At 69.8% G+C, this 21986-nt stretch carries 21 protein-coding genes; 6 read left to right on the top strand and 15 right to left on the bottom strand.

The annotated features are described in order from the left end of the window. Window positions 1-99: 99 nt before the first annotated feature. On the top strand, window positions 100-1386 hold the full coding sequence (locus LC438_RS01320; RefSeq protein WP_105677286.1) for an ATP-binding protein: 1287 nt from the start codon (window positions 100-102) through the stop codon (window positions 1384-1386). A 22-nt stretch (window positions 1387-1408) separates the two neighbouring features. Here the strand turns inward: LC438_RS01320 and LC438_RS01315 are convergent, their stop codons facing one another. The 5 genes from LC438_RS01315 to LC438_RS01295 are packed head-to-tail and all read right to left on the bottom strand — an operon-like array spanning window position 1409 to window position 4874. Further along, window positions 1409-1780, bottom strand: coding sequence for a DUF5615 family PIN-like protein (locus LC438_RS01315; protein ID WP_223585586.1), 372 nt, complete (start codon window positions 1778-1780; stop codon window positions 1409-1411). After that, a complete protein-coding gene (locus LC438_RS01310) occupies window positions 1767-2189 on the bottom strand; it encodes a hypothetical protein (protein WP_105677284.1) in 423 nt (140 codons plus the stop codon). The genes LC438_RS01315 and LC438_RS01310 overlap by 14 nt, the downstream gene beginning before the upstream one ends. A gap of 29 nt (window positions 2190-2218) precedes the next feature. Next, window positions 2219-3061 (bottom strand): metal ABC transporter permease, encoded by an 843-nt coding sequence (locus LC438_RS01305; RefSeq protein WP_105677282.1) that lies wholly within the window; start codon window positions 3059-3061, stop codon window positions 2219-2221. After that, window positions 3058-3885 (bottom strand): metal ABC transporter ATP-binding protein, encoded by an 828-nt coding sequence (locus LC438_RS01300; RefSeq protein ID WP_223585585.1) that lies wholly within the window; start codon window positions 3883-3885, stop codon window positions 3058-3060. The genes LC438_RS01305 and LC438_RS01300 overlap by 4 nt, the downstream gene beginning before the upstream one ends. Further along, a complete protein-coding gene (locus tag LC438_RS01295) occupies window positions 3882-4874 on the bottom strand; it encodes a metal ABC transporter solute-binding protein, Zn/Mn family (protein WP_105677280.1) in 993 nt (330 codons plus the stop codon). Before LC438_RS01295 ends, LC438_RS01300 begins: the two co-directional genes overlap by 4 nt. A gap of 139 nt (window positions 4875-5013) precedes the next feature. Here LC438_RS01295 and LC438_RS01290 point away from each other — a divergent pair, with 139 nt between their 5' ends. Then, window positions 5014-6555, top strand: coding sequence for a serine hydrolase (locus tag LC438_RS01290; protein ID WP_223585584.1), 1542 nt, complete (start codon window positions 5014-5016; stop codon window positions 6553-6555). 85 nt (window positions 6556-6640) lie between these two features. On the opposite strand, the gene LC438_RS01285 is transcribed toward LC438_RS01290, so the two are convergent. Genes LC438_RS01285 through LC438_RS01270 form a run of 4 tightly spaced genes read right to left on the bottom strand, consistent with a single transcriptional unit; the run spans window position 6641 to window position 11406 of the window. Further along, window positions 6641-8320 (bottom strand): glycoside hydrolase family 13 protein, encoded by a 1680-nt coding sequence (locus LC438_RS01285; RefSeq protein WP_105677276.1) that lies wholly within the window; start codon window positions 8318-8320, stop codon window positions 6641-6643. A gap of 49 nt (window positions 8321-8369) precedes the next feature. Then, complete coding sequence (locus LC438_RS01280) at window positions 8370-9248, bottom strand: carbohydrate ABC transporter permease (RefSeq protein WP_105677274.1); 879 nt, start codon at window positions 9246-9248, stop codon at window positions 8370-8372. After that, entirely contained in the window at window positions 9248-10159 is a 912-nt protein-coding gene (locus LC438_RS01275; RefSeq protein WP_105677273.1) for a carbohydrate ABC transporter permease, read from the bottom strand. The genes LC438_RS01280 and LC438_RS01275 overlap by 1 nt, the downstream gene beginning before the upstream one ends. Beyond that, window positions 10156-11406: an ABC transporter substrate-binding protein gene (locus tag LC438_RS01270; RefSeq protein ID WP_223587438.1), complete on the bottom strand. Its 1251-nt coding sequence runs from the start codon at window positions 11404-11406 to the stop codon at window positions 10156-10158. Before LC438_RS01270 ends, LC438_RS01275 begins: the two co-directional genes overlap by 4 nt. 149 nt (window positions 11407-11555) lie before the next feature. Here LC438_RS01270 and LC438_RS01265 point away from each other — a divergent pair, with 149 nt between their 5' ends. After that, window positions 11556-12773, top strand: a complete 1218-nt coding sequence (locus tag LC438_RS01265) for an ROK family protein (RefSeq protein WP_223585583.1) — start codon at window positions 11556-11558, stop codon at window positions 12771-12773. Between the two features lie 151 nt (window positions 12774-12924). Here LC438_RS01265 and LC438_RS01260 read toward each other — a convergent pair whose 3' ends face one another. From LC438_RS01260 to LC438_RS01245, 4 genes are all read right to left on the bottom strand, one after another. Next, complete coding sequence (locus LC438_RS01260; RefSeq protein WP_223585582.1) at window positions 12925-14274, bottom strand: dihydrolipoamide acetyltransferase family protein; 1350 nt, start codon at window positions 14272-14274, stop codon at window positions 12925-12927. A gap of 124 nt (window positions 14275-14398) precedes the next feature. After that, the gene (locus tag LC438_RS01255; protein WP_105677269.1) at window positions 14399-15379 is read right to left on the bottom strand and encodes an alpha-ketoacid dehydrogenase subunit beta; all 981 of its coding nucleotides are present in this window, start codon (window positions 15377-15379) and stop codon (window positions 14399-14401) included. Window positions 15380-15473: 94 nt separating this feature from the next. Beyond that, entirely contained in the window at window positions 15474-16601 is a 1128-nt protein-coding gene (locus tag LC438_RS01250) for a thiamine pyrophosphate-dependent dehydrogenase E1 component subunit alpha (RefSeq protein WP_223585581.1), read from the bottom strand. 85 nt (window positions 16602-16686) lie between these two features. After that, window positions 16687-17760, bottom strand: coding sequence for a histidinol-phosphate transaminase (locus LC438_RS01245; RefSeq protein ID WP_374197862.1), 1074 nt, complete (start codon window positions 17758-17760; stop codon window positions 16687-16689). 168 nt (window positions 17761-17928) lie between these two features. Here LC438_RS01245 and LC438_RS01240 point away from each other — a divergent pair, with 168 nt between their 5' ends. Continuing rightward, window positions 17929-18333, top strand: a complete 405-nt coding sequence (locus LC438_RS01240; protein WP_105677266.1) for a phage holin family protein — start codon at window positions 17929-17931, stop codon at window positions 18331-18333. A 48-nt stretch (window positions 18334-18381) separates the two neighbouring features. Here LC438_RS01240 and LC438_RS01235 read toward each other — a convergent pair whose 3' ends face one another. Both LC438_RS01235 and LC438_RS01230 read right to left on the bottom strand, forming a co-directional pair. After that, on the bottom strand, window positions 18382-19656 hold the full coding sequence (locus LC438_RS01235; RefSeq protein ID WP_223585579.1) for a hypothetical protein: 1275 nt from the start codon (window positions 19654-19656) through the stop codon (window positions 18382-18384). Window positions 19657-19664: 8 nt separating this feature from the next. Continuing rightward, window positions 19665-19928, bottom strand: a complete 264-nt coding sequence (locus LC438_RS01230) for a hypothetical protein (RefSeq protein ID WP_105677264.1) — start codon at window positions 19926-19928, stop codon at window positions 19665-19667. 201 nt (window positions 19929-20129) lie between these two features. On the opposite strand from LC438_RS01230, the gene LC438_RS01225 reads away from it, so the two are divergent. Next, complete coding sequence (locus tag LC438_RS01225; protein ID WP_258132734.1) at window positions 20130-20579, top strand: low molecular weight protein-tyrosine-phosphatase; 450 nt, start codon at window positions 20130-20132, stop codon at window positions 20577-20579. A 22-nt stretch (window positions 20580-20601) separates the two neighbouring features. Further along, window positions 20602-21984 (top strand): adenylosuccinate lyase, encoded by a 1383-nt coding sequence (gene purB / locus LC438_RS01220; RefSeq protein ID WP_223587437.1) that lies wholly within the window; start codon window positions 20602-20604, stop codon window positions 21982-21984. The last annotated feature ends 2 nt before the right edge of the window (window positions 21985-21986 follow it).

The raw sequence follows: 21986 nt of genomic DNA, 5'->3' as shown, positions 1-21986 counted from the left end.
TGGGGGCGAGAGACGCGGGAGCGGGGAGTGTTACGGGCGGGTTCGGCCGGGGTGCATGCGACTCGGTATCGTTGCGGCATCCGAGACGAGGGAGTCCAGATGACCGGCTGGCGACTGCGCGAGTTCCACAACGACGATCTGGGCGGCATCCTGCACCTGTGGGAGGAGCTCAAGCGCGCCGGCATCGAGCCGGTGTACGACCTCAGCGAGGTCGTCGCCTCCTGCCAGAAGGACCACGCGATCGTCGCGGTGCACGGAGACGATGTGATCGCCGCCGTGGTCGGACGCGCGGCTCACGACCAGGGCTGGGTCGTGTTCTTCGCGATCGACGAGGCCTGGCGCGACCGCGGCATCGGCTCGGCGCTCCTCGGCGCCCTGGAGAAGAGCATGGCGCCGCACGGGCTGACGAAGCTCTCAGCGCTGATGCCCGAGGTCGAGACGCGGCTCGCCGCCTTCGCGGCGCGCGGGTTCGAGTCGAAGCACCACCTGAAGTACTTCGAGCGGCGCATCCCGGTGCAGCGGCAGGAGCTCACCTCCCTCGCCGAGCTCGGCGGCCGCCTCATGCCGCGCGACCTGTGGGAGTCGGTGTCGGGCATGCGGCGCGAGAAGGAGATCCTGGAGCAGCGGCTCGTGCTGCCTCTCGCCGAACCCGACCTCGCGGAGAGCTTCGGCGTCGTGCCACCGCGCGCCGTGGTGCTGTTCGGCCCTCCCGGCACCGGCAAGACGACCTTCGCGAAGGCCATCGCCTCGCGTCTGGAGTGGTCGTTCGTCGAGGTGTTCCCCTCGCGGCTGGCCGCCGATCCGAAGGGTCTCGCCGGCGCGCTGCGGGACACCTTCACCAAGATCTCCGAGCTCGAGCACGCCGTGGTCTTCATCGACGAGGTCGAGGAGATCGCCGCCCAGCGGTCCGGCGAGCCGCCGTCCCCGCTGCAGGGCGTCACGAACGAGCTGCTGAAGATCATCCCGACCTTCCGAGAGCAGCCGGGCCGCCTCCTGGTGTGCGCCACGAACTTCATCCGCGCGCTCGACAGCGCGTTCCTCCGCCACGGACGCTTCGACTACGTCATCCCCATCGGGCTGCCCGACCGGGCGGCGCGGGCGGCGATCTGGCTCCGCTACATCCCCGCACAGGTGTCGGATGCCGTCGACATCGACATCCTCGTCGACCGCACGGAAGGCTTCTCCCCCGCCGACATCGAGTTCGCGGCGCGGAGCGCCTCGCAGCGCGCGTTCGAGGTGGCCATCGCGTCGGGCGCCACGGCATCCGCACCCGACGGACCGAGCACGCAGGACTACCTCGAGGCGATCGCCGGCACCCGCACCACCGTCTCCCCCGAGACCGCGGCCGAGTTCCTGGAAGACATCGAGGCGCTCGCCCGGGTGTGAGCCGAGACGCGTCCGAGTCGATTCAGCTCGACAGCCACCACACGAACCCTGGCCGCCCGATGCCGGGGGGCGGGTCTGCGGCGAAAGCGAGCAGCGATCGCCGCAGCCTCTCGAGCCCCGGCCGAGTGCGCGGGAAGCGGGCGTGGTGGCAGAAGACGACGCCCGCCGCGTGGTCGGGAAGCCGCGCCATCGCGATCCCGAAGGTCGTGACGTCCTCGGTGACGACGATGCGCCCTTCCCCGTTCGCTGCGCGCAACACGGAGGTGTCGTCGACCCCGAGCATCTCCGCGCGCTCCACGATCGCCGTGGCGTCGAGCCCGGCCTCGCGAAGCGATGCAGCGAGCCGAGACGGGTAATGCTCGTCGAGCAGCAGCCTGATGTCAGGCGGCGTCAATCGCCCTGCGCCTCTCCCACGCGGCCAGCGCCTCGTCCTGTGCGGACCGGTGCCGCTCGATGACGTCGTCGATCTCGGCGCGGTTCTCGGCCCAGTAGTTCAGCGCATCGTCGATCGTCGCCAACGGCAGGCCCAGTGTCTCGGCCAGCGCCTGCGGACTGCGCTCGCTCACGTCGTGAGCAAGCCAGGCCTCGGCGATCGTCCAGACCTGGGGACCGCCGATCACGGCGGCCCGCCGCTCTCCGGTCTCGACGGCGAGGAAGCGGATGCTCGGGTGCAGCTGCATCCGGAGCCACTCCTCGACGGCGCTGTTGATGACGCTCGACTTCGTCTGACCTGTGGTCTTGACGAAGCGCGTGAGTGCATCGTTGACCGCCTCTGTGAAGCGTACGTTCGTCGGCGCTACCATGCACTACAGTGTAGCAACAGCCGTGGACGTCAGGCCCGGCGCACCCGCCCGCGCACGCGCTGCACGAGCCAGCACACGACGTAGATCAGGAACGACAGCGTGGTGATGTACGGGCTCACCGGGAGGGTTCCGGCGAGCGCGAGCAGGATGCCTCCCACCGCCGCCGTGAAGCCGAACAGCGCCGCGAGCAGCGGCACGGCCAGCGGCCCGGCGGTGACGCGCATGGCGGCGGCTGCGGGGGTCACCAGCAGCGCCATGACGAGCAGGGCGCCGATGATGTGCACGCTCACGGCCACGATCAGGCCGAGCAGCACCATGAAGATCAGGCTCACCGCGCGCGTGGGCACGCCGCGCGCGGCCGCCGACTCGGGGTCGAGCGAGTCGAACCGCAGCGGGTTCCACATGAGCAGCAGGCCGAGGAGGACGACCAGGCTGATGCCGATCAGCCAGCCGAGGTCGGGGCTCGACACCGATACGATCTGCCCGGTGAGCAGGCTGAACCGGTTGGCGCTGCGCCCGTCGTAGAGCGACAGGAAGAGGATGCCGAGTCCGAGCCCGAACGGCATGAGCACGCCGACGACCGAGTTGCGGTCCCGCGCCTTGGCGCCGAGCAGCCCGATGAGGATCGCGGCCACGAGCGCCCCGCCGAGGGATCCGGCCACCACGCTCCCGCCGAACAGCAGGGCCGCGGCGGCGCCGGCGAACGAGAGCTCGCTCACTCCGTGGACGGCGAAGGCGAGGTCGCGCTGCATCACGAACACGCCGATCAGGCCGCCGACGATGCCGAGCACGGCGCCGGCGATGATCGAGTTCGCGAGGAGGGCGACGAGCTCGCCGTAGTCCTGGAAGGAGAAGACGTCACCCCAGTTCATGCGGCGCCCTCCTCGTCGTGCGCGTGGTGAGGCTCGACGTCAGGGACCCCGACGACCACCAGCCGGTCGCCTGCCCTGAGCACGAACACCGGGGTGCCGTAGAGATCGGTGAGGACCCTCGTCTGCAGCACCTCGTCGGGGGTGCCGAGAACGAAGTGTCCACCGGCGATGTAGAGGATGCGGTCGACCCTGCCGAGGATCGGGTTGATGTCGTGCGTGACGAACAGGACAGCGGCCTCGCGGTCGCGTCGCTGGCGGTCGATGATGTCGGTCACCGCGACCTGGTTCGCGAGGTCGAGGGCGGAGAGCGGCTCGTCGCACAGCAGCAGCGAGGGCTCGTCGGCCAGCGCCTGACCGACGCGGAGCCGCTGCTGCTCTCCCCCCGACAGGAGTCCGACCCGGCGCTCGGCGTAGTGCGCCGCGCCGACCGACCCCAGGAGGCGGTCGACCTTCGCCCGGTCGCCGCGGTGCGGCAGGGGCAGCCCGAAGCGGCTGCCCTGCACGCCGAGGGCGACGAGGTCGCGGGCCCGCATGCTGGTGTCCGCGGGGATGGACCGCTGCTGCGGGATGTACCCGATGCGCGGGTTCCCCCGGCGAACGGGCTCTCCTGCCACGGTGATCGTCCCGGCCGACAGCGGCTGCAGACCGAGGATGCTGCGCAGCAGCGTGGTCTTGCCCGAGCCGGAGGGCCCCAGCACCGCGATGAACTCGCCGGGGTTCACCGTGAGGTCGAGCCCCGACCACAGCTCTCGGTCGCCGCGGTGGAGAGCGGCGCCGCTGATCTCCAGCACGGGCGCGGCGACGCCCTCCCCGGCGCCGCTCACGGGGTGACGGCGGCGGCGAGGTTCTTGATCGCGTCACGCATCCACTCAGCGTACGACGATCCGTCCTGCAGCAGCTCCGAGAAGGACACGACGGGCACGCCCGCCTCCTTCGCCGCGTCTTCGACGCGCTGCGTCTCGGAGCCTCCGGTCTGCGCGTTCACGAGCAGGGCGCGCACCGAGCCGCCCTTGATCACGTCGAGCGCCTTGAGCAGGGTGGCCGGTGCGACGTCGGTGCCCTCCTCGACCGACTCGGCGAACCCGTCGGGGGTCGCGTCGGTGAGTCCTGCGGCTTCGACGAGGTAGCCGGGCAGCGGCTCGGTCATGAAGACCTCTGCTCCTGCGGCCTCGGTCTTCAGCGTCTCCAGGTCGCCCTCGAAGCCCTCCAGCTCGGCGGTGATCTTCGCGGCGTTGGCCTCGAAGTCGCTCTTGCCATCGGGGTCGAGCTCGGTGAACTCCTCGGCGATGGCCTCCACGACGTGGGTCATGGTGTGCGGGTCGAACCAGACGTGCTCGTTGAAGCCCTCGATGTGGTCGTGTCCTGCGTGGCCGTCGGCCTCATCGCCGTGGTCGTGGGCGTGGTCCTCGGCATCCGCGTCGTGCCCCTCGTTGCCGGGGTAGTCGTGCGAGTACTCCACCGCGGTGACGACGGCCGGGTCCTTGGCGTCCTCGAGCAGCGTGTCGACGAACGCGTCGTAGCCTCCGCCGTTCTCGATCACGAGGTCGGCCTTCTGCACGGCGAGGCGGTCACGGGCCGTGGCCTCGTAGGAGTGCGGGTCCTGCGCGGCGTTGTCGATGATCGAGGTGACGTCGACCCGGTCGCCGCCGATCTCCGCGGCGATGGATCCGTACACGTTGGTCGACGCGACGACGCGGATGCCGCCGGCATCCGCTCCCCCCGTGGGTGAAGCCCCCGAGGTCGACCCTGCGCAGCCCGAGAGCGCGAGAGCGGCGACGGAGACGAGGGCGAGAGCGGCGAGGGGCTTGTGCATGCTCCCACTCTAAACGCTAATGAGAACCATTATCAAATCTTCGTCGTGGCGCACACGCCGACATCGATTCTCGGTCGTCCGGGACATTGTGTCGCGCGCCGCGGCACGGGAGCCTGGACGAACAGACCGAAGGAGCCCCATGTCCAGTGAAACCTTGGCCGTCCCCCTCGTCGATCAGCTCGACGCCTTCTTCGGGCAGTACACCGCAGCGGGTCAGGCCCGGGGGCTCGTGTACGGGCTCGTCGGCCCGGACGGACTCGCGCACAGCCGGGGGTTCGGCGCCGCCGACGCCGACGACAGGGCGCCGGATGCCGACACCGTGTTCCCGATCGCGTCGATCACGAAGAGCTTCGTCGCACTGGGGGCGCTGCTGGCCAGGGACCGCGGTCTTCTCGACATCGAGGCGCCGATCACGGACTTCTTCCCCGAGTGGCACGGCACCGTCGGCGACGAGCCCGCCGCCGCGCCGACCCTGCGACAGCTGCTCAGCATGAGCGGGGGCCTCACCGAGGACAACTCCTGGGTCGATCCGTTCCTCGGTCTGAGCGAGACCGAGCTCGTGGATCGGATCAGACCGGGTCTCGCCTACAGCAACCACCCGGGAACGGTCTTCGAGTACTCGAACATCGGCTTCACGATGGCCGGTCTCGCGGTCGCCAAGGCCGTCGGCATGCGCGTGGAGGACTGGGTCACGGAGGAGATCCTGCGCCCGCTCGGCATGGCCCGCACCTGGTTCGACAACCGCGCACCCGACGGCGGGTTCCATCGCGCGGTCGGGTACTCGCTGGATGCCGACGGGAACTGGGTGGCCTTCCCTCCCCAGGTCTCCGATGCGATGGCCGCCGCCGGCGGCATGCACTCCACGATCAACGACCTCAGCATCTGGGTGGCGTTCCTCGCGGCGGCGACCCGTCCGGGCGGCGATGACGCGATCGTCGCCAGGGCGACGCGGCGCGAGCTGCAGCGCATCCATCAGGTCGACATCCCGTCGCTGCAGGCACGGCCCGAGGGGACCTGGAAGTTCGTGGCGGGAGGCTACGCGCTCGGCCTCTTCGTGCGCCACGACCTGCACCGCGGGTCGATCGTGTCGCACAGCGGCGGGCTCCCGGGGTTCATCCTGAACATCGTGTGGCACGCCTCCTCCGGCACCGGGGTGATCGTGCTCACCAACAGCCATCGCGGCAACCCGGTCGGGCTGTCCGAGGATGCGCTGCTCCGCACGCTCTCCGTCAACGCCACCCCGGCGCGGGTGGTCCGACTGTGGCCGGAGACGCGTCGGCTGATGGCCGCGGCCGACGGGCTGGTCCGCTCGTGGGACGACGGCGCCGCGGCCGAGATCTTCGCCGACAACATCGACTTCGACCGCCCGCTCGCCCAGCGCAGAGCAGCGATCGACGAGCTCATCTCCCAGGTCGGCGGACTCCGCGAGGGGTCCGATGCGCCCGAGATCCTGTCCTCCGCCACGCCGGCCGACGTCACCTGGTCCCTCCCCGGCGTCCGGGGCGAACTGATCTGCATGATCCATCTCACGCCCGTGCAGCCCGCGCAGATCCAGGAGTTCGAGGTGATCGCCGTCGACCGCACGGTGCCGCGGAGCGCCCGCCCCACCGACATCTCCGCCCGACGCCGCGCATACGTCACGCCGACCGTGAGCTCGCTGCCGAACACCGCGGTGGTGTGAACCGGCGCCACCTGGCCCCGCAGGGCGATGCGGGCCCGCCGATCTCGACGACCGACAGGCCCGCAGCGCGTGCAGCGGACGGGCGTCAGCCGATGAGGCCCGCCGGGGCGATCCACACCGTGGACTCGCCAGGCACCGCACCGCCGTCGAGGGCGCCCAGCACGACGTCGACGGCATCCTTCCCGAGGTCGAACGGCTCCGTGCCGAAGTTCGTCACGACCTGCCAGCCGTTCGGGCGGGCGAAGCGCAGCACGTCGGCACGGCCGGTCTCGATCCACTGCAGGCTCTCGTCGGCCTGCAGCACCCGACGCAGGCGCAGCGCCTCGCGGTACAGCGACAGCGTCGACGAGGGATCCGCGGCCTCGACGTCTGCGGCGAACGCGGCGAACCACGCCGGCTGGGGCAGGTGCGCCTCGACGGCCCCGAATCCGAAGGAGGGCCCGGATGCCGTCCACGGCAGCGGCACGCGGCAACCGTCACGGCCCAGTCCGTCGAACTCGCCGCCGCGGAAGAACGTCGGGTCCTGACGCTCCTCCGGTGTGATCTCGGCGACCTCCTGGAGGCCGAGCTCCTCGCCCTGGTACAGGTACGTGCTGCCGGGCAGGCCCAGCAGCAGCAGGGTCGCGGCGTGCGCGCGGCGGAGGCCCTGCTCGCGGTCGATGCCCTCGTCCGGCCCCCCGGCGGCGACCCATTCGGTGCCCTGCTTGACGTGTCGTCCGTTCAGCGCCGGCAGGCCGTAGCGCGTCGCGTGACGGGTGACGTCGTGGTTGGAGAGCACCCAGGTCGTCGAGGATCCCGTCGTGTCCGACTGCGCGAGGTTGTCGGTGATGATCGTGCGGAACTCTTCCGCGTCGAAGTCGGCGACGAGCAGGTCGAAGTTGAACGCCTGCCCCAGCCCCTCGGCGGAGGCGTACTTCGCGCGGCGCTCCGGCGTCGACACCCACGCCTCGGCGACGGCCGTGCGCGGCGGGTCGTACTCGTCGAACACGCGGCGCCACTCGGCGTAGATCTCGTGCACGTCGTCACGGTCGATCAGCGGGTGGTTGCCGTCCTGCGGGATCGCGTCGAGCTCTGCGCGGCTGGGCAGCGGCTCGCTGAGATCCTTCGTGAGCATGTGGGCGACGTCGATGCGGAAGCCGTCGACCCCGCGGTCCGACCAGAAGCGCAACGTCGTCAGGAAGTCCTCGCGCACCTCGGGGTTGTCCCAGTTGAGGTCGGGCTGCTCGACGGCGAAGTTGTGGAAGTACCACTGCCCGTCCTCGACCCGCTCCCAGGCGGAGCCGCCGAACACCGACACCCAGTCGGTCGGAGGAAGCTCGCCGTTCTCGCCCTTCCCCTCGCGGAAGATGAAGCGCTCACGGGCGGCGGAGCCGCGCCCTGCGGCGAGCGCCTCCTGGAACCACGCGTGCAGGTCGGACGTGTGGTTGGGAACGATGTCGACGACGACCCTGATGCCACGGGCGTGGAGGGCTGCCACCATGGCGTCGAAGTCCTCGAGCGTGCCGAGGCGGGGGTCGACGTCGCGGTAGTCGGCCACGTCGTAGCCGCCGTCGGCGAGAGCCGAGGGGTAGAACGGGCTGAGCCACACGGCATCGATGCCGAGCTTCTCGAGGTAGTCGACGCGGGAGAGGATGCCGGGGATGTCGCCCAGGCCGTCTCCGTTCGCATCGGCGAAGCTCCGCGGGTAGATCTGGTAGACGGCGGCCTGACGCCACCATGCGGCGGTGTCGGCGGTGCGGGTCTCGACGAGGAGAGCGTCGGTCATGAGGGGTCGTGCTCCTTCTTTCTTGTGGGTGGTTCTGCGGGTGTGCGGCTCAGCCCTTGACGGCGCCCTGGGTCACGCCCTCCATGACGAAGCGCTGCGTGAACAGGTAGGCGAGGATCGCCGGGGCCATCGCCATCAGGTACGAGGCGAAGGACACGTTGTAGTTGTTGCTGAACTGAGTCTGGAACAGGTTCTGCCGCACCGGAAGGGTCTGCAGTGCGGGATCGGAGATGATCAGCGACGGCATCATGAAGTCGTTCCAGGCGTACAGGAAGGCGAAGATGCCGACCGTGGCGCTCATCGGCGCGAGCAGCGGGAAGATCAGCTTCCAGAACGTCTGCCACGTCGTCGCGCCGTCGATGCGGGCGCTCTCCTCGAGCTCCATGGGGATCGACCGCAGGAACGCCGTGAACAGCAGCACGCTGAAGCTGAGCTGGAACATCGTGGCGAGGATGATCACGCCGAACGGGTTGTCGAGCCCCACGCGTCCGGTGAGCTGGATCTGCGGGAGGGCCACGACGGGGAACGGGATGAACATCGCCGCGAGCAGGTAGAAGAACGAGTACCGGAAGAGCTTCCGATCCCAGTTGCGCACGATCGCGTAGGAGGCGAGCGCGGCGAGGAGGATGGTCGCGACGACGGTGCCGGCGGTGACGAGCAGCGAGATGCCGGCGCCGACGGGGAACTTCGTGAGGTTCCAGGCGGCGACGAACCCTTCGATGCTGAAGGGCGCCGGCAGGGAGAAGGCGTTGCCGTCGACGGCCTGGGAGGTCGTCTTGAACGCCATCGAGATGGTCACGTACAGCGGCAGGAGCACGGTGACCGCGCACAGGATCAGGATGATCGTTCCCGACCAGTTGACCCTCTCCATCCTGATGCGGGGTTTGCGGCCGGAGGCGGTGACGGTGGTGAGTGTCTGCGTCGACATCAGAGTGCGTTCCTTCCGCGGGTCATCGAGAGCTGGAGCAGGGAGATGAGGATGGCGACGATGAAGAAGATGGTCGCGTTGGCCATCTGGTAGGCGTAGTCGCCGCCGTTGAAGCCCGCGATGATCGTCATGGCGACGCTGCGGGTGGAGGTGCCTGGGCCGCCGTTGGTGAGGCCGACGATGATGTCGTAGGCGTTCAGGAAGCCCTTGAACCCGAGGATGATGTTGATCACCACGTACCCCGCCACGAGCGGCACGGTGATGCGGGTGAGCTGCTGGGTCTTGTTGGCGCCGTCGATCGACGCGGCCTCGTAGACCTCGCCCGGCACCGACAGGAGACCGGCGATGTAGATCAGCAGGGTGCCGGGGACCGCCTGCCACGCGGTCACGATCACGATGGCCACCCAGGCGAGGTCGGGGTTGGCGAGCAGGCTCGTCTCCAGCCACGGGATGCCGGTGGCCGCGCCAGCCGCAGGGAGCGAGTTCGAGAACAGGAAGTTGAAGACGTAGGCGATGATGATGCCCGAGATCACCATCGGGATCACGAACACCGTGCGCAGCCCCGTCTTGAAGCGGATGCGGGATGTCAGCCCCACCGCGAGCAGGAAGGCCACGATGTTGACGACGATGACCGTCGCGATCGAGAAGCCGAACGTGAACAGATAGCTCTGCAGGATCGCCGGGTCGCTGAAGACGGCGATGTAGTTCGTGAGCCCGTTGAAGCTCCAGTCGCCGATGCCGATCGAGTCGGTGAAGCTGAAGAAGATGCCGATGACCCCGGGCAGCGTGATCGCGAGCGTGAACAGCAGCAGCGTCGGGAGCAGGAACAGGTAGTAGATCGGCTCGACGCGGCGCGAGCTGCGCCGTACGGTGCGGTCGCCCGAGGTGACGATCGTGGTCGTGGTGCTCATTCGCCGGACTCCTCTGTCTCGGTCTTCACGACCGGTGCGCGGAAGGCGACGCGCGCCCAGTCGGCATCCATCGTGCGGAGTGTCGTGTTCGGGTCTGCGCCGAGCACCATCGCCTGGGCGTAGTTGAAGACGGGGATCGTCTTCGGGACGAGCACCGACGGACCCTGGTAGATCCGGCCGTCGTCGTAGTAGTCGATCATCCCGGCGATGCGCGGATCGCTCGGTGCCGGAGCATTCTCGGTCGGCGTGAAGCCGAGCTGGGACTCGTTGTAGGCCTCGATGTTCTGCGGCTCGTACAGGAACTCCAGGAAGTCGCGTGCGGCCTCCTGGTGCCGCGACCCCTCGGGGATCATGGCGGCGAGGTCCATGTTGACGCGCACGGCGAGATCGTCGGGGTCGTCGGTCATCGGCAGCGGGAACGTGCCCAGCTGCAGGTCGGGGGCCGTCTTCGCGATCTCGCTGAACGCCCACGGGCCCTGCAGGTACATCGCGGCCTCGCCCTTCGAGAAGGCGAGGTTGCCGTCGCCGTAGCCGCGGCTGGGTGCGTCCTCGTTGACGTAGTCCTTCGTCAGCTGGAGCATCCTGTCCATCGGCTCGGCGAAGTCGTTCTGGAACGACACGGTCGAGTCGGGTCCGACGTCGGCGCCCTCGGCGTTCATGCCGTCGAAGAAGTCGATCACGTCGATCGAGCCGCCGAGGGAGTAGTCGTACCAGCCCTGCCCGACGGTCCAGTCGTCCTTGAAGGTCGCGTAGAACGGGGTGATGCCCGCGGCCTTGAGCTGGTCGCACGCCGCGATGAGCTCGTCCCAGGTCTGCGGGACCTCGATGCCCTGGGCGGCGAAGATCTCCTTGTTGTAGATGACGGATGCCGCCATCACCGAGTACGGCAGCGCGCTGGTGCGTCCGGCGCACGAGCCGTACTGGTCCATGAGGGGCTGGAGGTCGTCGCGGACGGATGCCGCGGCATCCGTGTTTCCGAGATCGATGAGCGCGCAGCGCTGCACGAACCGGGCGATCTCGAAGTTGTAGTTGGCGAGCATGATGTCGGGCGGGTTGCCGCGCACGAAGCTGGCCGAGACCACGTCGACGCCCGAGGTGTCGATCTCGACGCGCACGTCGCTCTGCGATGCGTTGTACTCGGCCACGAGGTTCGTCATGAACTCGATCGCTTCGCGTTTGCTGAAGGTGAAGCGGATGGTCTCGCGACCGTCTCCCGCGGCGCAGCCCGTGACTGCGGCGCCGATCATGATCAGCGCGGTCGCACCGGCCGCGAGTCGTTGGGGTTTCACAGACACCGTCGTCCTTCCGATTGGTAGATCCGTAGACTAAATCTAGTGAGCGAATTTACTTCGTCGGACGGTACTCTCTCATTGGAGAAGAGGGCAGGTCAAGAGCCGTGACAGAAGTTTCTGCAGATCTGGGCACCGGACGCGCGAGCGTCGGGGCCGTCCTCGACTTCGCCTGGACCGCCGGCGAGTTCACCGCGACCGAGGTCATGGCGGCCACCTCTCTCACCCGATCCACCGCGATCGATGCCGTGGACACCCTGGTCAGCGGGCAGATCCTGTGCGAGCTCCCGAACGCCCGTGCGGTCGGCGCCTACCGCGCGGGGCGGCCGGCGCGGCGCTTCGCCCTGATGCCCGATCTGGGCGTCGTCGTGGGCATCGATGCGGGAGACACGCACCTCGCAGTGACCGTCGCCGACCCGCTGCAGACGACGCTCGTGCAGCACCGCACCGATGTCGACCCCGAGGAGACACCGGAGGAGCGTCTGGCGATCATCCTCGAACGCCTCCAGGACGCCCTCTCCGAAGCCGGTCGCACCCGCGACGATCTCCTCGCGATCTGCGTCGGCGTCGCCGCCCCCGTCACCCGCGACGGCATCTCACCCCCGCATCCGGAGGGGTTCTGGGAGCGCACGAACCCGGGGCTCGCCGCAGCGCTGCGCGACTGGGCGCCGGTCGTCGAGATCAAGAACGACGCCCTGCTCGCCGCCGTCGCCGAGGGCGCGCAAGGCGCGGCGATCGGATGCCGGGACTACGTCGCCCTGCTCGCCGGCGAGCGCTTCGGCGGCGGCGTCGTCGTCGACGGCCACCTGCTGCACGGCGCCCACGGCGGCGTCGGCGAGGGCGTCGTGTTCGACCACATCATCGGGGTCGGCTCGGCGTTCGGCCTCGGTCCGGCGCTGCACCATCAGCTGCTCGCCGCCGTGGACACCGGAGAAGTCGACGCCGGCAGCCCGATCGGCCGGCTCGCCGACGCCGAGCGGATCGACCCCCGCCTCGTCCTGACCCTCGCCGCCGCAGGCGACGCCGACGCCCTGCTCATCGCCGGCCAGCTGGGCGAGACCGTCGCCCGCATCGTCGGTGTGCTCGGCAGCATGTACGACCCCGCCCGCGTCATCATCTGCGGCGCCGTCGCCGAGAGCATCGAGCCTGTGCTGGCCGCCGCCCGCGCCGTGCTGCCGTCACAGCTGCACCTCCCCGCCCCCGAACTGCTCGCCTCGTCGCTCGGGGCCGAGGTGGTCTCGCTCGGCGCCGTCGCGACGGCGCGGCGTGCGGCGAGGGAGCGCGCCGTGCCGCTGCTGGCCGAGCGGCGGCTGGCGCGCGGGTAGCCCCGGCATCCGGCTTCCCGGGCGCAGGGGCGCGGTGGGAAAACAGAGACGAACTCGATCCGCCCCGGCGTTGCACGCCACGACACGCCGGAGATCAGCAGGTCGGTCTCCGTTTTCCGACGGCGCGGGCGTCCGACCTGAACGGCCGACCTCAGTCGACGAGCAGCGCGGGCTCCTCCAGCACGCTCGCCACGTCTGCGATGAAGCGGCTCATGCCGTCGCCGTCGATCACGCGGTGGTCGAAGGACCCGGCGACCGTGGTCACCCAGCGGGGGCGCACCTCGCCGTCGACGACCCACGGCTTCTGGCTGATCGTGCCCATCGCCACGATGCCTGCCTCGCCGGGGTTGATGATCGGAGTGCCGGCATCCATCCCGAACACGCCGATGTTGGTGATCGTGATGGTTCCGCCCTGCTGGTCGGCGGGGCTGGTCTTGCCCTCGCGCGCGGTGAGCGTGAGGCGGTTCAGGGCACGGGCGAGGTCCTTCATGCCGAGGTCCTGCGCGTCCTTGATGTTCGGCACGAGGAGTCCACGCGGGGTGGCCGCTGCAATGCCGAGGTTCACGTAGTGGCGCACGACGATCTCGGCGCCGTTCTCGGTCTCGACCCACGCCGCGTTCACCATCGGGGTGCGGCGGGCCGCCCAGATCACGGCGCGCGCCATGATGAGCAGCGGCGAGACGCGGATGTCGGCGTAGTCCGGGGAGGCCTTGAGCCGCTTGACGAGCTCCATCGTGCGGCTCGCGTCGATCTCCTTCCACACCGTCACGTGCGGGGCCGAGTAGGCGCTCTGCACCATGGCCGAGGAGGTCGCCTTGCGGACGCCCTTGACCGGGATGGACTCGGTGCGGCCCGGCTCGTCGACGTGCGGAGCGGATGCCGGAGCCGGAGCGAGACCGCGGGCGAGACCCACCGGTGCGCTCTGCGGGGCCGGCACGGTCTCCTCACGGACGGCGCCCCACTCGGGCGTCTCGATGTTGCGGAACACGCTCGCCTGCGAGGCGTGCTTCATCACGTCGTCGCGGGTGACCTCACCGTCGGCTCCCGTCGGGGTGACCGTCGTGAGGTCGACGCCGAGGTCGCGGGCGAGCTTGCGGATCGGCGGCTTCGCGATCACGCCGACCGACGAGCGCACCGGGCGCTCGGCCGGGCGCTTGCGGCGCGACGTGGCGCCGCCGCCAGAGCCGTAGCCGACGAGCACGGAGCCGCCGCCCTCCTCAGCTGCCGGAGCGGCAGGGGCCGCGGGCGCAGCGGGAGCGGCATCCGTCACGAAGCTGATGATCGGGGTGCCGACCTCGACCGTCGTCCCCTCGGCGACGAGCAGCTCGCCGACGACCCCCGCGTGTGGGGACGGGAGCTCGACGAGCGACTTGGCCGTCTCGATCTCGCAGATGACGTCGTTGATCGCGACCGCGTCGCCGGGGGCGACCTTCCAGGCGACGATCTCGGCCTCGGTGAGGCCTTCGCCGACGTCGGGGAGGGTGAAGTTCTGCGTGCTCATTTCGAGTCCTTTCGGCTGGCGCCTCGTCCGAAACTCCGGAGATCCACGGCCTGATCCCCACTCTGACGCAGATTCAGCGGCGAAGGGGCGCAATTCTCCGGAGTTCTGGAGCGCCAGTTGTACATCAGTAGGCCAGCGAACGGTCGACGGCCTCGAGGATGCGGTCGGCATCCGGGAGGTACGCGCCCTCGAGCTTCGCCGGGGGGAACGGGGTGTCGTAGCCCGACACCCGCAGCACGGGAGCCTCGAGCGCGTAGAACGCCCGCTCCATCACGGTCGCGGCGACCTCGCTGCCGAGGCTCGTGAAGCCCTGCGCCTCCTGGGCGTAGACCATGCGGCCGGTCTTGCGCACCGAGTCGAGGATCGGCTCGTAGTCGATGGGCGACAGCGAGCGCACGTCGACGACCTCGCAGCTGGTGCCCTCGGCCTCGGCGAGCGCGGCGGCCTGCAGCAGGGTCGTGACCATGGCGCCGTGGCCGACGAGCGTGACGTCGGTGCCGGTGCGCACGACGCGCGACGAGTGCAGCGGCGCCGCGGACGCATCGAGCTCCACCTCGCCCTTGGTCCAGTAGCGGCTCTTCGGCTCCATGAAGATCACCGGGTCGTTCGAGGCGATCGCCTCCTGGATCATCCAGTACGCGTCGTTCGGCGTCGACGGCGACACCACGCGCAGACCCGGGGTGTGCGCGAAGTACGCCTCGGGGCTCTCCTGGTGGTGCTCGACCGCGCCGATGTGCCCGCCGTAGGGGATGCGGATCACGATCGGGAGCGAGAGCCTGCCCTCGTGCCGGTTCGTGAGCTTCGCGAGCTGCGTGGTGATCTGATCGAACGCCGGGAACACGAAGCCGTCGAACTGGATCTCGATGACGGGCCGGAACCCGGTCATGGCGAGTCCGATCGCGGTGCCGACGATCCCCGACTCGGCGAGCGGGGTGTCGAGCACGCGGCGGTCGCCGAAGTCGCGCTGCAGGTGCTCCGTCACGCGGAAGACACCGCCGAGCTTGCCGATGTCCTCGCCCATGAGCAGGACCCGGTCGTCGTTCTCCATGGCCGCGCGGAGCCCCGCGTTCAGGGCCTTGCTGAACGGCATCGTCTCGAGAGTCATGCCTGGTGCCCCTTCACGGAGTTCGGACGATTGCAGGAATATCGGATGCTGCGGCACGGATCGTCCGAGAAAACGGCATCCGTCCGAATTCCGCTCACGACTGGCCTCCCTCGAACGACGCCTCGTACCTGGCGCGCCACGCCTTCTGCTCGGCGATCAGCGGATGCGGCTCGCTGTAGACGTGGTCGAAGATCTTGTCGGCGCTGGGCGCGCCCAGCTCCACGGTGCGCGCCCTGAGGTCCTCCGCGGCGTCGGCGCCCTCGGCGTCCACGTCGGCGAAGAACTCCGCCGAGGCTCCGCGGTTCTCCAGGAACGCGCGCATCCGCATGATCGGGTCGCGCTCGGCCCACGACTGCTCCTCCTCGGAGCCGCGGTACTTCGTGGGGTCGTCGCTGGTGGTGTGCGCGCCGAGCCGGTAGGTCACGGCCTCGATCGCGCGGGGTCCGCCGCCGGCGCGGGCCTCGTCGAGGGCCACGCGCGAGACGGCGTAGCTGGCGAGGACGTCGTTGCCGTCGACGCGGACGCTGGGGATGCCGTAGCCGGCGCTGCGCTCGACGAGAGGCACCCGCGACTGGGTCGAGACCGGCACCGAGATCGCCCAGTGGTTGTTCTGCAGGAAGAACACCGTCGGGGCCTGGTAGCTGGCGGCGAAGACCATCGCCTCGTGCACGTCGCCCTGGCTGGACGCGCCGTCGCCGTAGTAGACGATGACCGCTTCGTCGCGCTCGGGGTCTCCCGTGCCGGTGCGGTCGTCGAAGGAGAGGCCCATCGCGTAGCCCGCGGCGTGCAGCACCTGCGAGCCGAGCACGAGGGTGTAGAGCCGGGTGTTGCCGTTCTTCGGGTCGGTCGGGTCCCAGCCGCCGTGCGAGACGCCGCGCATGAGCTTGATGATGTCGACCGGATCGACGCCACGGATGCGGGTGACGGCGTGCTCGCGGTACGACGGGAAGATCGTGTCCTGCGCGCGGGCGGCGCGACCGGAGCCGACCTGGGCCGCCTCCTGGCCGCGGCTCGGCGGCCACAGCGCCAGCTGGCCCTGACGCTGCAGGTTCGTCGCCTGGGTGTCGATGGCCCGGATGACGACCATGTCACGGTAGAACTGCTCGAGCTCCGCGTCGCTGATCTTCTCGATCAGCGGGAGGTAGCGCTCGGCGGCATCCGACGGGGCGAACCGTCCGGTCGCGTCGAGGACGCGCACGAGGGGGGTCTCGGAGGTAGTCACGGCTCTTACGCTACCCGCGCCCGCATGCCCCGGCACGCATACCTAGGACGCCCTTGTATCTGTCGGGAACCCGAAGAATCCCCGGTCAGAGGGCTGTCGCGGCGACGTCGAGCACGCGGGCGATGGACGCGTCCTCGCCCACGGAGATGCGGATGCCGTCGCCGGCGAACGGCCGGACGACGAGATCGTTCTGGAGGAAGAGCGCGGCCACGGCATCCGTCCGCTCGCCCGTCGGCAGCCAGACGAAGTTGCCCTGAGCGTCTGGCACATCCCACCCCTGGGCGCGGAGACGCTCGACGAGGCGCGTGCGGCGTTCGACGATCTCGGCGACGCGGGCGAGGAGCTCGGACTCGGCGTCGAGGCTGGCGATGGCGGCGTTCTCGGCCGCGGAGGTCACGGAGAGGGGGATGCCGGTGCTGCGGGCGGCGTCGAGCACCTTCTCGTTGCCGATCGCATAGCCGATGCGCAGCCCCGCGAGACCGTACGCCTTGGAGAAGGTGCGCAGCACGACGACGTTGGGATGCCGCTCGAAGACGCGCTCGGCGAGTCCGTCGACCGCGCCGGGGGCGGTGACGAACTCGGCGTACGCCTCGTCGAGGACGATGAGGACGTCTCCGGGGACGCGGGCCACGAAGTTCGCGAACTCGTCGCTCGTGATGATCGGGCCCGTCGGGTTGTTCGGCGTGCAGAGGATGATCGCGCGGGTGCGGTCGGTGACGGCATCCGCCATCGCGTCGAGGTCGTGGCGGAAGTCCGCGGTCAGCGGGACCTGGACGCCGGTGGCGCCGGCGACCAGAGGAAGGCTCGGGTAGGCCTCGAAGGAGCGCCACGCGTAGATGACCTCATCGCCGACGGATGCCGTGGCGAGGATGAGCTGGTGCAGGATCGAGACGCTTCCGGCGGCGACGTGGACCTGGTTCGGGTCGACGCTGAAGCGGATGCCGAGGCGCTCGCGCAGGCGTCCGGCGGTGGCGTCGGGGTAGCGGTTGATCGGCGTCGTGTGCTGGAGCGCGTCGAGGACCGACGGCAGCGGCTCGAAGGGGTTCTCGTTGCTCGACAGCTTGTACGCGTCGGGGCCGGCCTGCTTGCCCTGGCGGTACGGCGCGAGGGCGGCGATGGCGGGACGGATGCGCGGCAGGATCGGGTCGGTCACGGTCATGAGTCTACGAGTCCGCGGCCGAGACCCTCGGGCTCCGTGGAGGGGAGACGCAGGCGCGCAGACGGGACGAGAGCCGACTGGGGTCGACGCAGCCGTCGCCGTGTCGATCGGCTGAGACCGAGGCACCCCGCTGACATCTCGGCGTCCTCGTGTGAGACTGGAGGGACTATGCGCTTCATCATCCGTGTCGTCGTGAACGCCTTCGCCCTGTGGGTGGTGACGCTGATCCCCGCGCTGCAGGTGCAGATCAAGGCCTTCGCGCCCGGCGAGACCCTGCAGCTCGTGCTGACCCTGCTCGCGGTGGCGGCGATCTTCGCCCTCGTGAACACGATCATCGGCACGATCGTGAAGATCGTCGCGTTCCCGCTCTACATCATCACGTTCGGCCTCATCGGCTTCGTGATCAACGGGTTCCTCCTGTGGCTCACGGCGTGGATCACGAGCGGATTCGGCTGGGGTCTCACCGTCGGGGACTTCTGGTGGGGCGTGCTCGCCGCGCTCATCATCTCGGTCATCAACGGCGTCTTCGGCTTCATCCTCCGCCCGCAGACCAAGAAGTCCCGCCGCGACTGACTCCCCCGCCCTGACCGGTCGGCGCGCTCCTCTCGTGTGCGCCATCGGTCAGTCCCGCGTCGCCCGGTACTCGGTCCGCTCGACCTCGACGGCCTCGTCGAGGTCGGCCCAGAACTCGCCGAGCGCCTCGATCCGCGGGTCGCCGGAGGCATCGGCCATCTCCGCCGTCTCGATGTAGGTGCGGAGCTGATGGGTCTCCAGCCCCGCGTCCTGGATGCCGTCGCGCGGGTCGCCCTCGCGCGTGACGGTGACGCTGTCGGCCGAGCCCGTGCCCCCGGGGGAACCGCCACCCGCGAGACTCGAGACGAGGTCGTCGGTGTGCCGGAACTGGACGATGGTCTGATCGTCGTCGAGAGCGGGCTCGACCGGACTCCCCGCGGTGATCTGCACCTTCACGTCGTAGTCCGACTCCATCGCGAGGTGCGCGGCGATCATGCCCGACTGCGAGTGGGCGACGACGTCGACCTCGTCGCCCGGCTTCGCGCCGGCCGCCGCGAGCGCGTCGAGCGTCGCCTGATAGGACGACGACCGCCGGCCCGTGTAGAGCTCTCGGTTGGACTTCATGTCCCACGGCTCCTTCCCGCCGAGCAGCGACTGCGGCCAGGCGTTCTGCGTGCCCGAGAGGTAGGTCACATACCTCGCCTCCCCTCCGGGCATCGTGTACTTCTCGACGGCGATCTGCGCGCCCGCCGCACTCGGCATCCTGCGGAGGGCATCGGCGGCCCCGGCGGGCGCGCCCGACGGCGAGGAGGTGCGCACGGGCGTCACCGAGACGGGATCGGCCGTGCCCGTGAGGCTCGACCCCGCCGGGATCACCCCGAGGCCCGTGGCGCCGACCGCGCTGGCCCCGAGGAACAGCGGCGCCAGCAGCCCGCCGAGGTCGAACTGGCTGTCGAGCCCTCGGAACCGCTCGTCCTTCCAGCCCTGCACGAGCAGAGTCGCCATGTCGGGGATGCGGGCGTCTCCGTCGGCGAGCCGCTCCATCCTCCGGCGCAGCGCATCGGCCCCGGCGTCGTGGGCGAGCGCCAGCGCGTCGGCCTCTGCCTGCAGCTCGACGTACTCGTAGACATCGGCCATCAGCCTGATCCCGATCACGGCCGAATCGCACTCAGACCGCAGTTCCTCCGCGCGCTCTCCACTCGCCCAGAGCGCCACGGTGTCGACCTGCTCGCCCGCCCCAGGGGCGTCGACGATGATGCGATGGGCCCGCATGATCGAGGAGCGCGCTCCGTCGATGTCCGTCGCGAGCGCCGCCAGCCGCGCCGCGACCTCCCGCAGCGACTCGGGGTCGACGCAGATCGCTCCGCCGTGGTCGATCTCCATCCCGCCGCTCACGATGCCAGCGCCCTCTCCATCTCCCGAGACCTCTCGTGCAGACGCGCGACCTCCGCCGCCGCGCCGTCGCGATAGCCGAGGAGCTCGCGTCGGAGGGCCCGCACACCCTCGGACTCCCACTCGGTGTCGGCGATCAGCGGGTCGAGTGCGGCCCCGACGGCATCCAGCGCCTGGACGGCCTCGTCGACGGCGTGACCGGCGAGGATCAGGGCCCAGGCCGCCTCTGAGCCGCCGGTGTCTGCGATGGCGAATGCGTACATGCGGCCAGCATCCACGATCCGCGATCGACGTGCGGGGCCGCGATCCGCGGAACGGCGACGACGGTGGACAGGTCACTCCAGAGGCTGAATGTGGAGGATGAGACTGCGGGATGAGCCGGAGACCGGCAGAATGGAACGGTGACATCCCCGGATCCCTTCCGCGTGATCTTCGTGTGCACGGGGAACATCTGCCGCTCCCCGATGGCGGAGGTCGTCTTCCGCGATCTCGCAGAGCGCCAGGGTCTGGGGTCGCGGATCGTCTCGCGCAGCGCGGGAACGGGCGACTGGCACCTCGGGGAAAGGGCCGATCAGCGCACGATCGACTCCCTCACCCGCCGCGGCTACGACGGCTCGCAGCACCGAGCGAAGCAGTTCACGACCGCATCCTTCGCCGACAACGACCTGGTCGTGGCGCTCGACCGCACTCATGAGCGCATCCTCCGCGAGTGGGCGCACGATGAAGACGAGGAGGGCAAGGTCACGCTGCTTCTCGCGTTCGACCCTGACGCCTCGACCCAGGACGTGCCCGACCCCTACTACGCCGGCACGGAGATGTTCGATGCGGTGCTCGGTATGATTGAGGCGGCGACGCGCGGCCTGTTCCGCCAGCTCGAACCGGCCCTTCGCGCCCCTCGCACGCCCCGAGCATAGGGGCCCGATCAGGAGGACTCCCCTGACTTTCCAGCCCTCGCTCCCGCCCCAGCCCCTGAGCCCCCTCGACGGCCGCTACCGCGGCGCCGTCACCGGTCTCGCCGACTTCCTCTCCGAGGCGGGCCTGAACCGCGCACGGGTCGAGGTCGAGGTGGAGTGGCTGATCGCCCTCACCGACCGCTCGCTGTTCGAGACGTCTCCCCTGTCGGATGCCGACAAGGAGCGCCTGCGCGCCCTCTACCGCGACTTCGGCCAGGCCGAGATCGACTGGCTCGCCGAGAAGGAGGCCGTCACGCAGCACGACGTGAAGGCCATCGAGTACCTGGTGCGCGACCGTCTCTCGACGCTCGGACTCGACCGCATCGCCGAGCTCACCCACTTCGCCTGCACGAGCGAGGACATCAACTCCGCCTCCTACGCGCTCACCGTCAAGCGCGCGGTCGAGGAGGTCTGGCTGCCCGCTCTCGACACGATCATCACCAAGCTCCGCGAGCTGGCCGTCGAGCACGCGGATGCCGCGATGCTCTCCCGTACGCACGGACAGCCGGCGACCCCCTCGACCATGGGCAAGGAGCTCGCGGTCTTCGCGTGGCGCCTGGAGCGCGTTCGGGGCCAGATCGCGGCATCCGACTACCTCGCCAAGTTCTCCGGCGCGACCGGCACGTGGTCGGCGCATCTCGCCGCCGACCCCGACGCCGACTGGCCGACCATCGCGCGGGAGTACATCGAGGGCCTGGGGCTGGGCTTCAACATCCTCACGACGCAGATCGAGTCGCACGACTGGCAGGTCGAGCTGTACGACCGCGTGCGTCACGCCGGCGGCATCCTGCACAACCTCGCCACTGACATCTGGACCTACATCTCGCTGGGCTACTTCGCGCAGATCCCCGTCGCAGGCGCCACCGGCTCCTCGACGATGCCGCACAAGATCAACCCGATCCGCTTCGAGAACGCCGAGGCGAACCTGGAGATCTCGGGCGCCCTGCTCGCCTCGCTCGGCCAGACCCTGGTCACGAGCCGCCTGCAGCGCGACCTCACCGACTCCACGACGCAGCGCAACATCGGCGTCGCGTTCGGGCACTCGCTGCTCGCGCTCGACAACCTGCGCCGCGGCCTGAACGCGATCTCGCTGTCGCGCGACGTGCTGCTCGCCGACCTCGACGTGAACTGGGAGGTGCTCGCCGAGGCCATCCAGACCGTGATCCGCGCGGAGGTCGTCGCCGGGCGCTCCACGATCCAGGACCCGTACGCGCTGCTCAAGGAGCTCACCCGCGGCCACCGCGTCGGCGCTGCGGACCTCGCGGAGTTCGTGCAGAAGCTGGAGATCGGGGATGCCGCGAAGCAGCGACTGCTCGCGCTGACCCCCGCGACCTACACGGGCATCGCCGAGCAGCTGGCGAAGTAGCC

The organism is Microbacterium sp. OVT16B (assembly GCF_019969705.1).
In the GTDB taxonomy this organism is placed as follows: Bacteria; Actinomycetota; Actinomycetes; order Actinomycetales; family Microbacteriaceae; genus Microbacterium; species Microbacterium natoriense.
The sequence above is the reverse complement of the archived record's forward strand: the minus strand, read 5'-3'. Positions and strand labels throughout refer to the sequence as shown.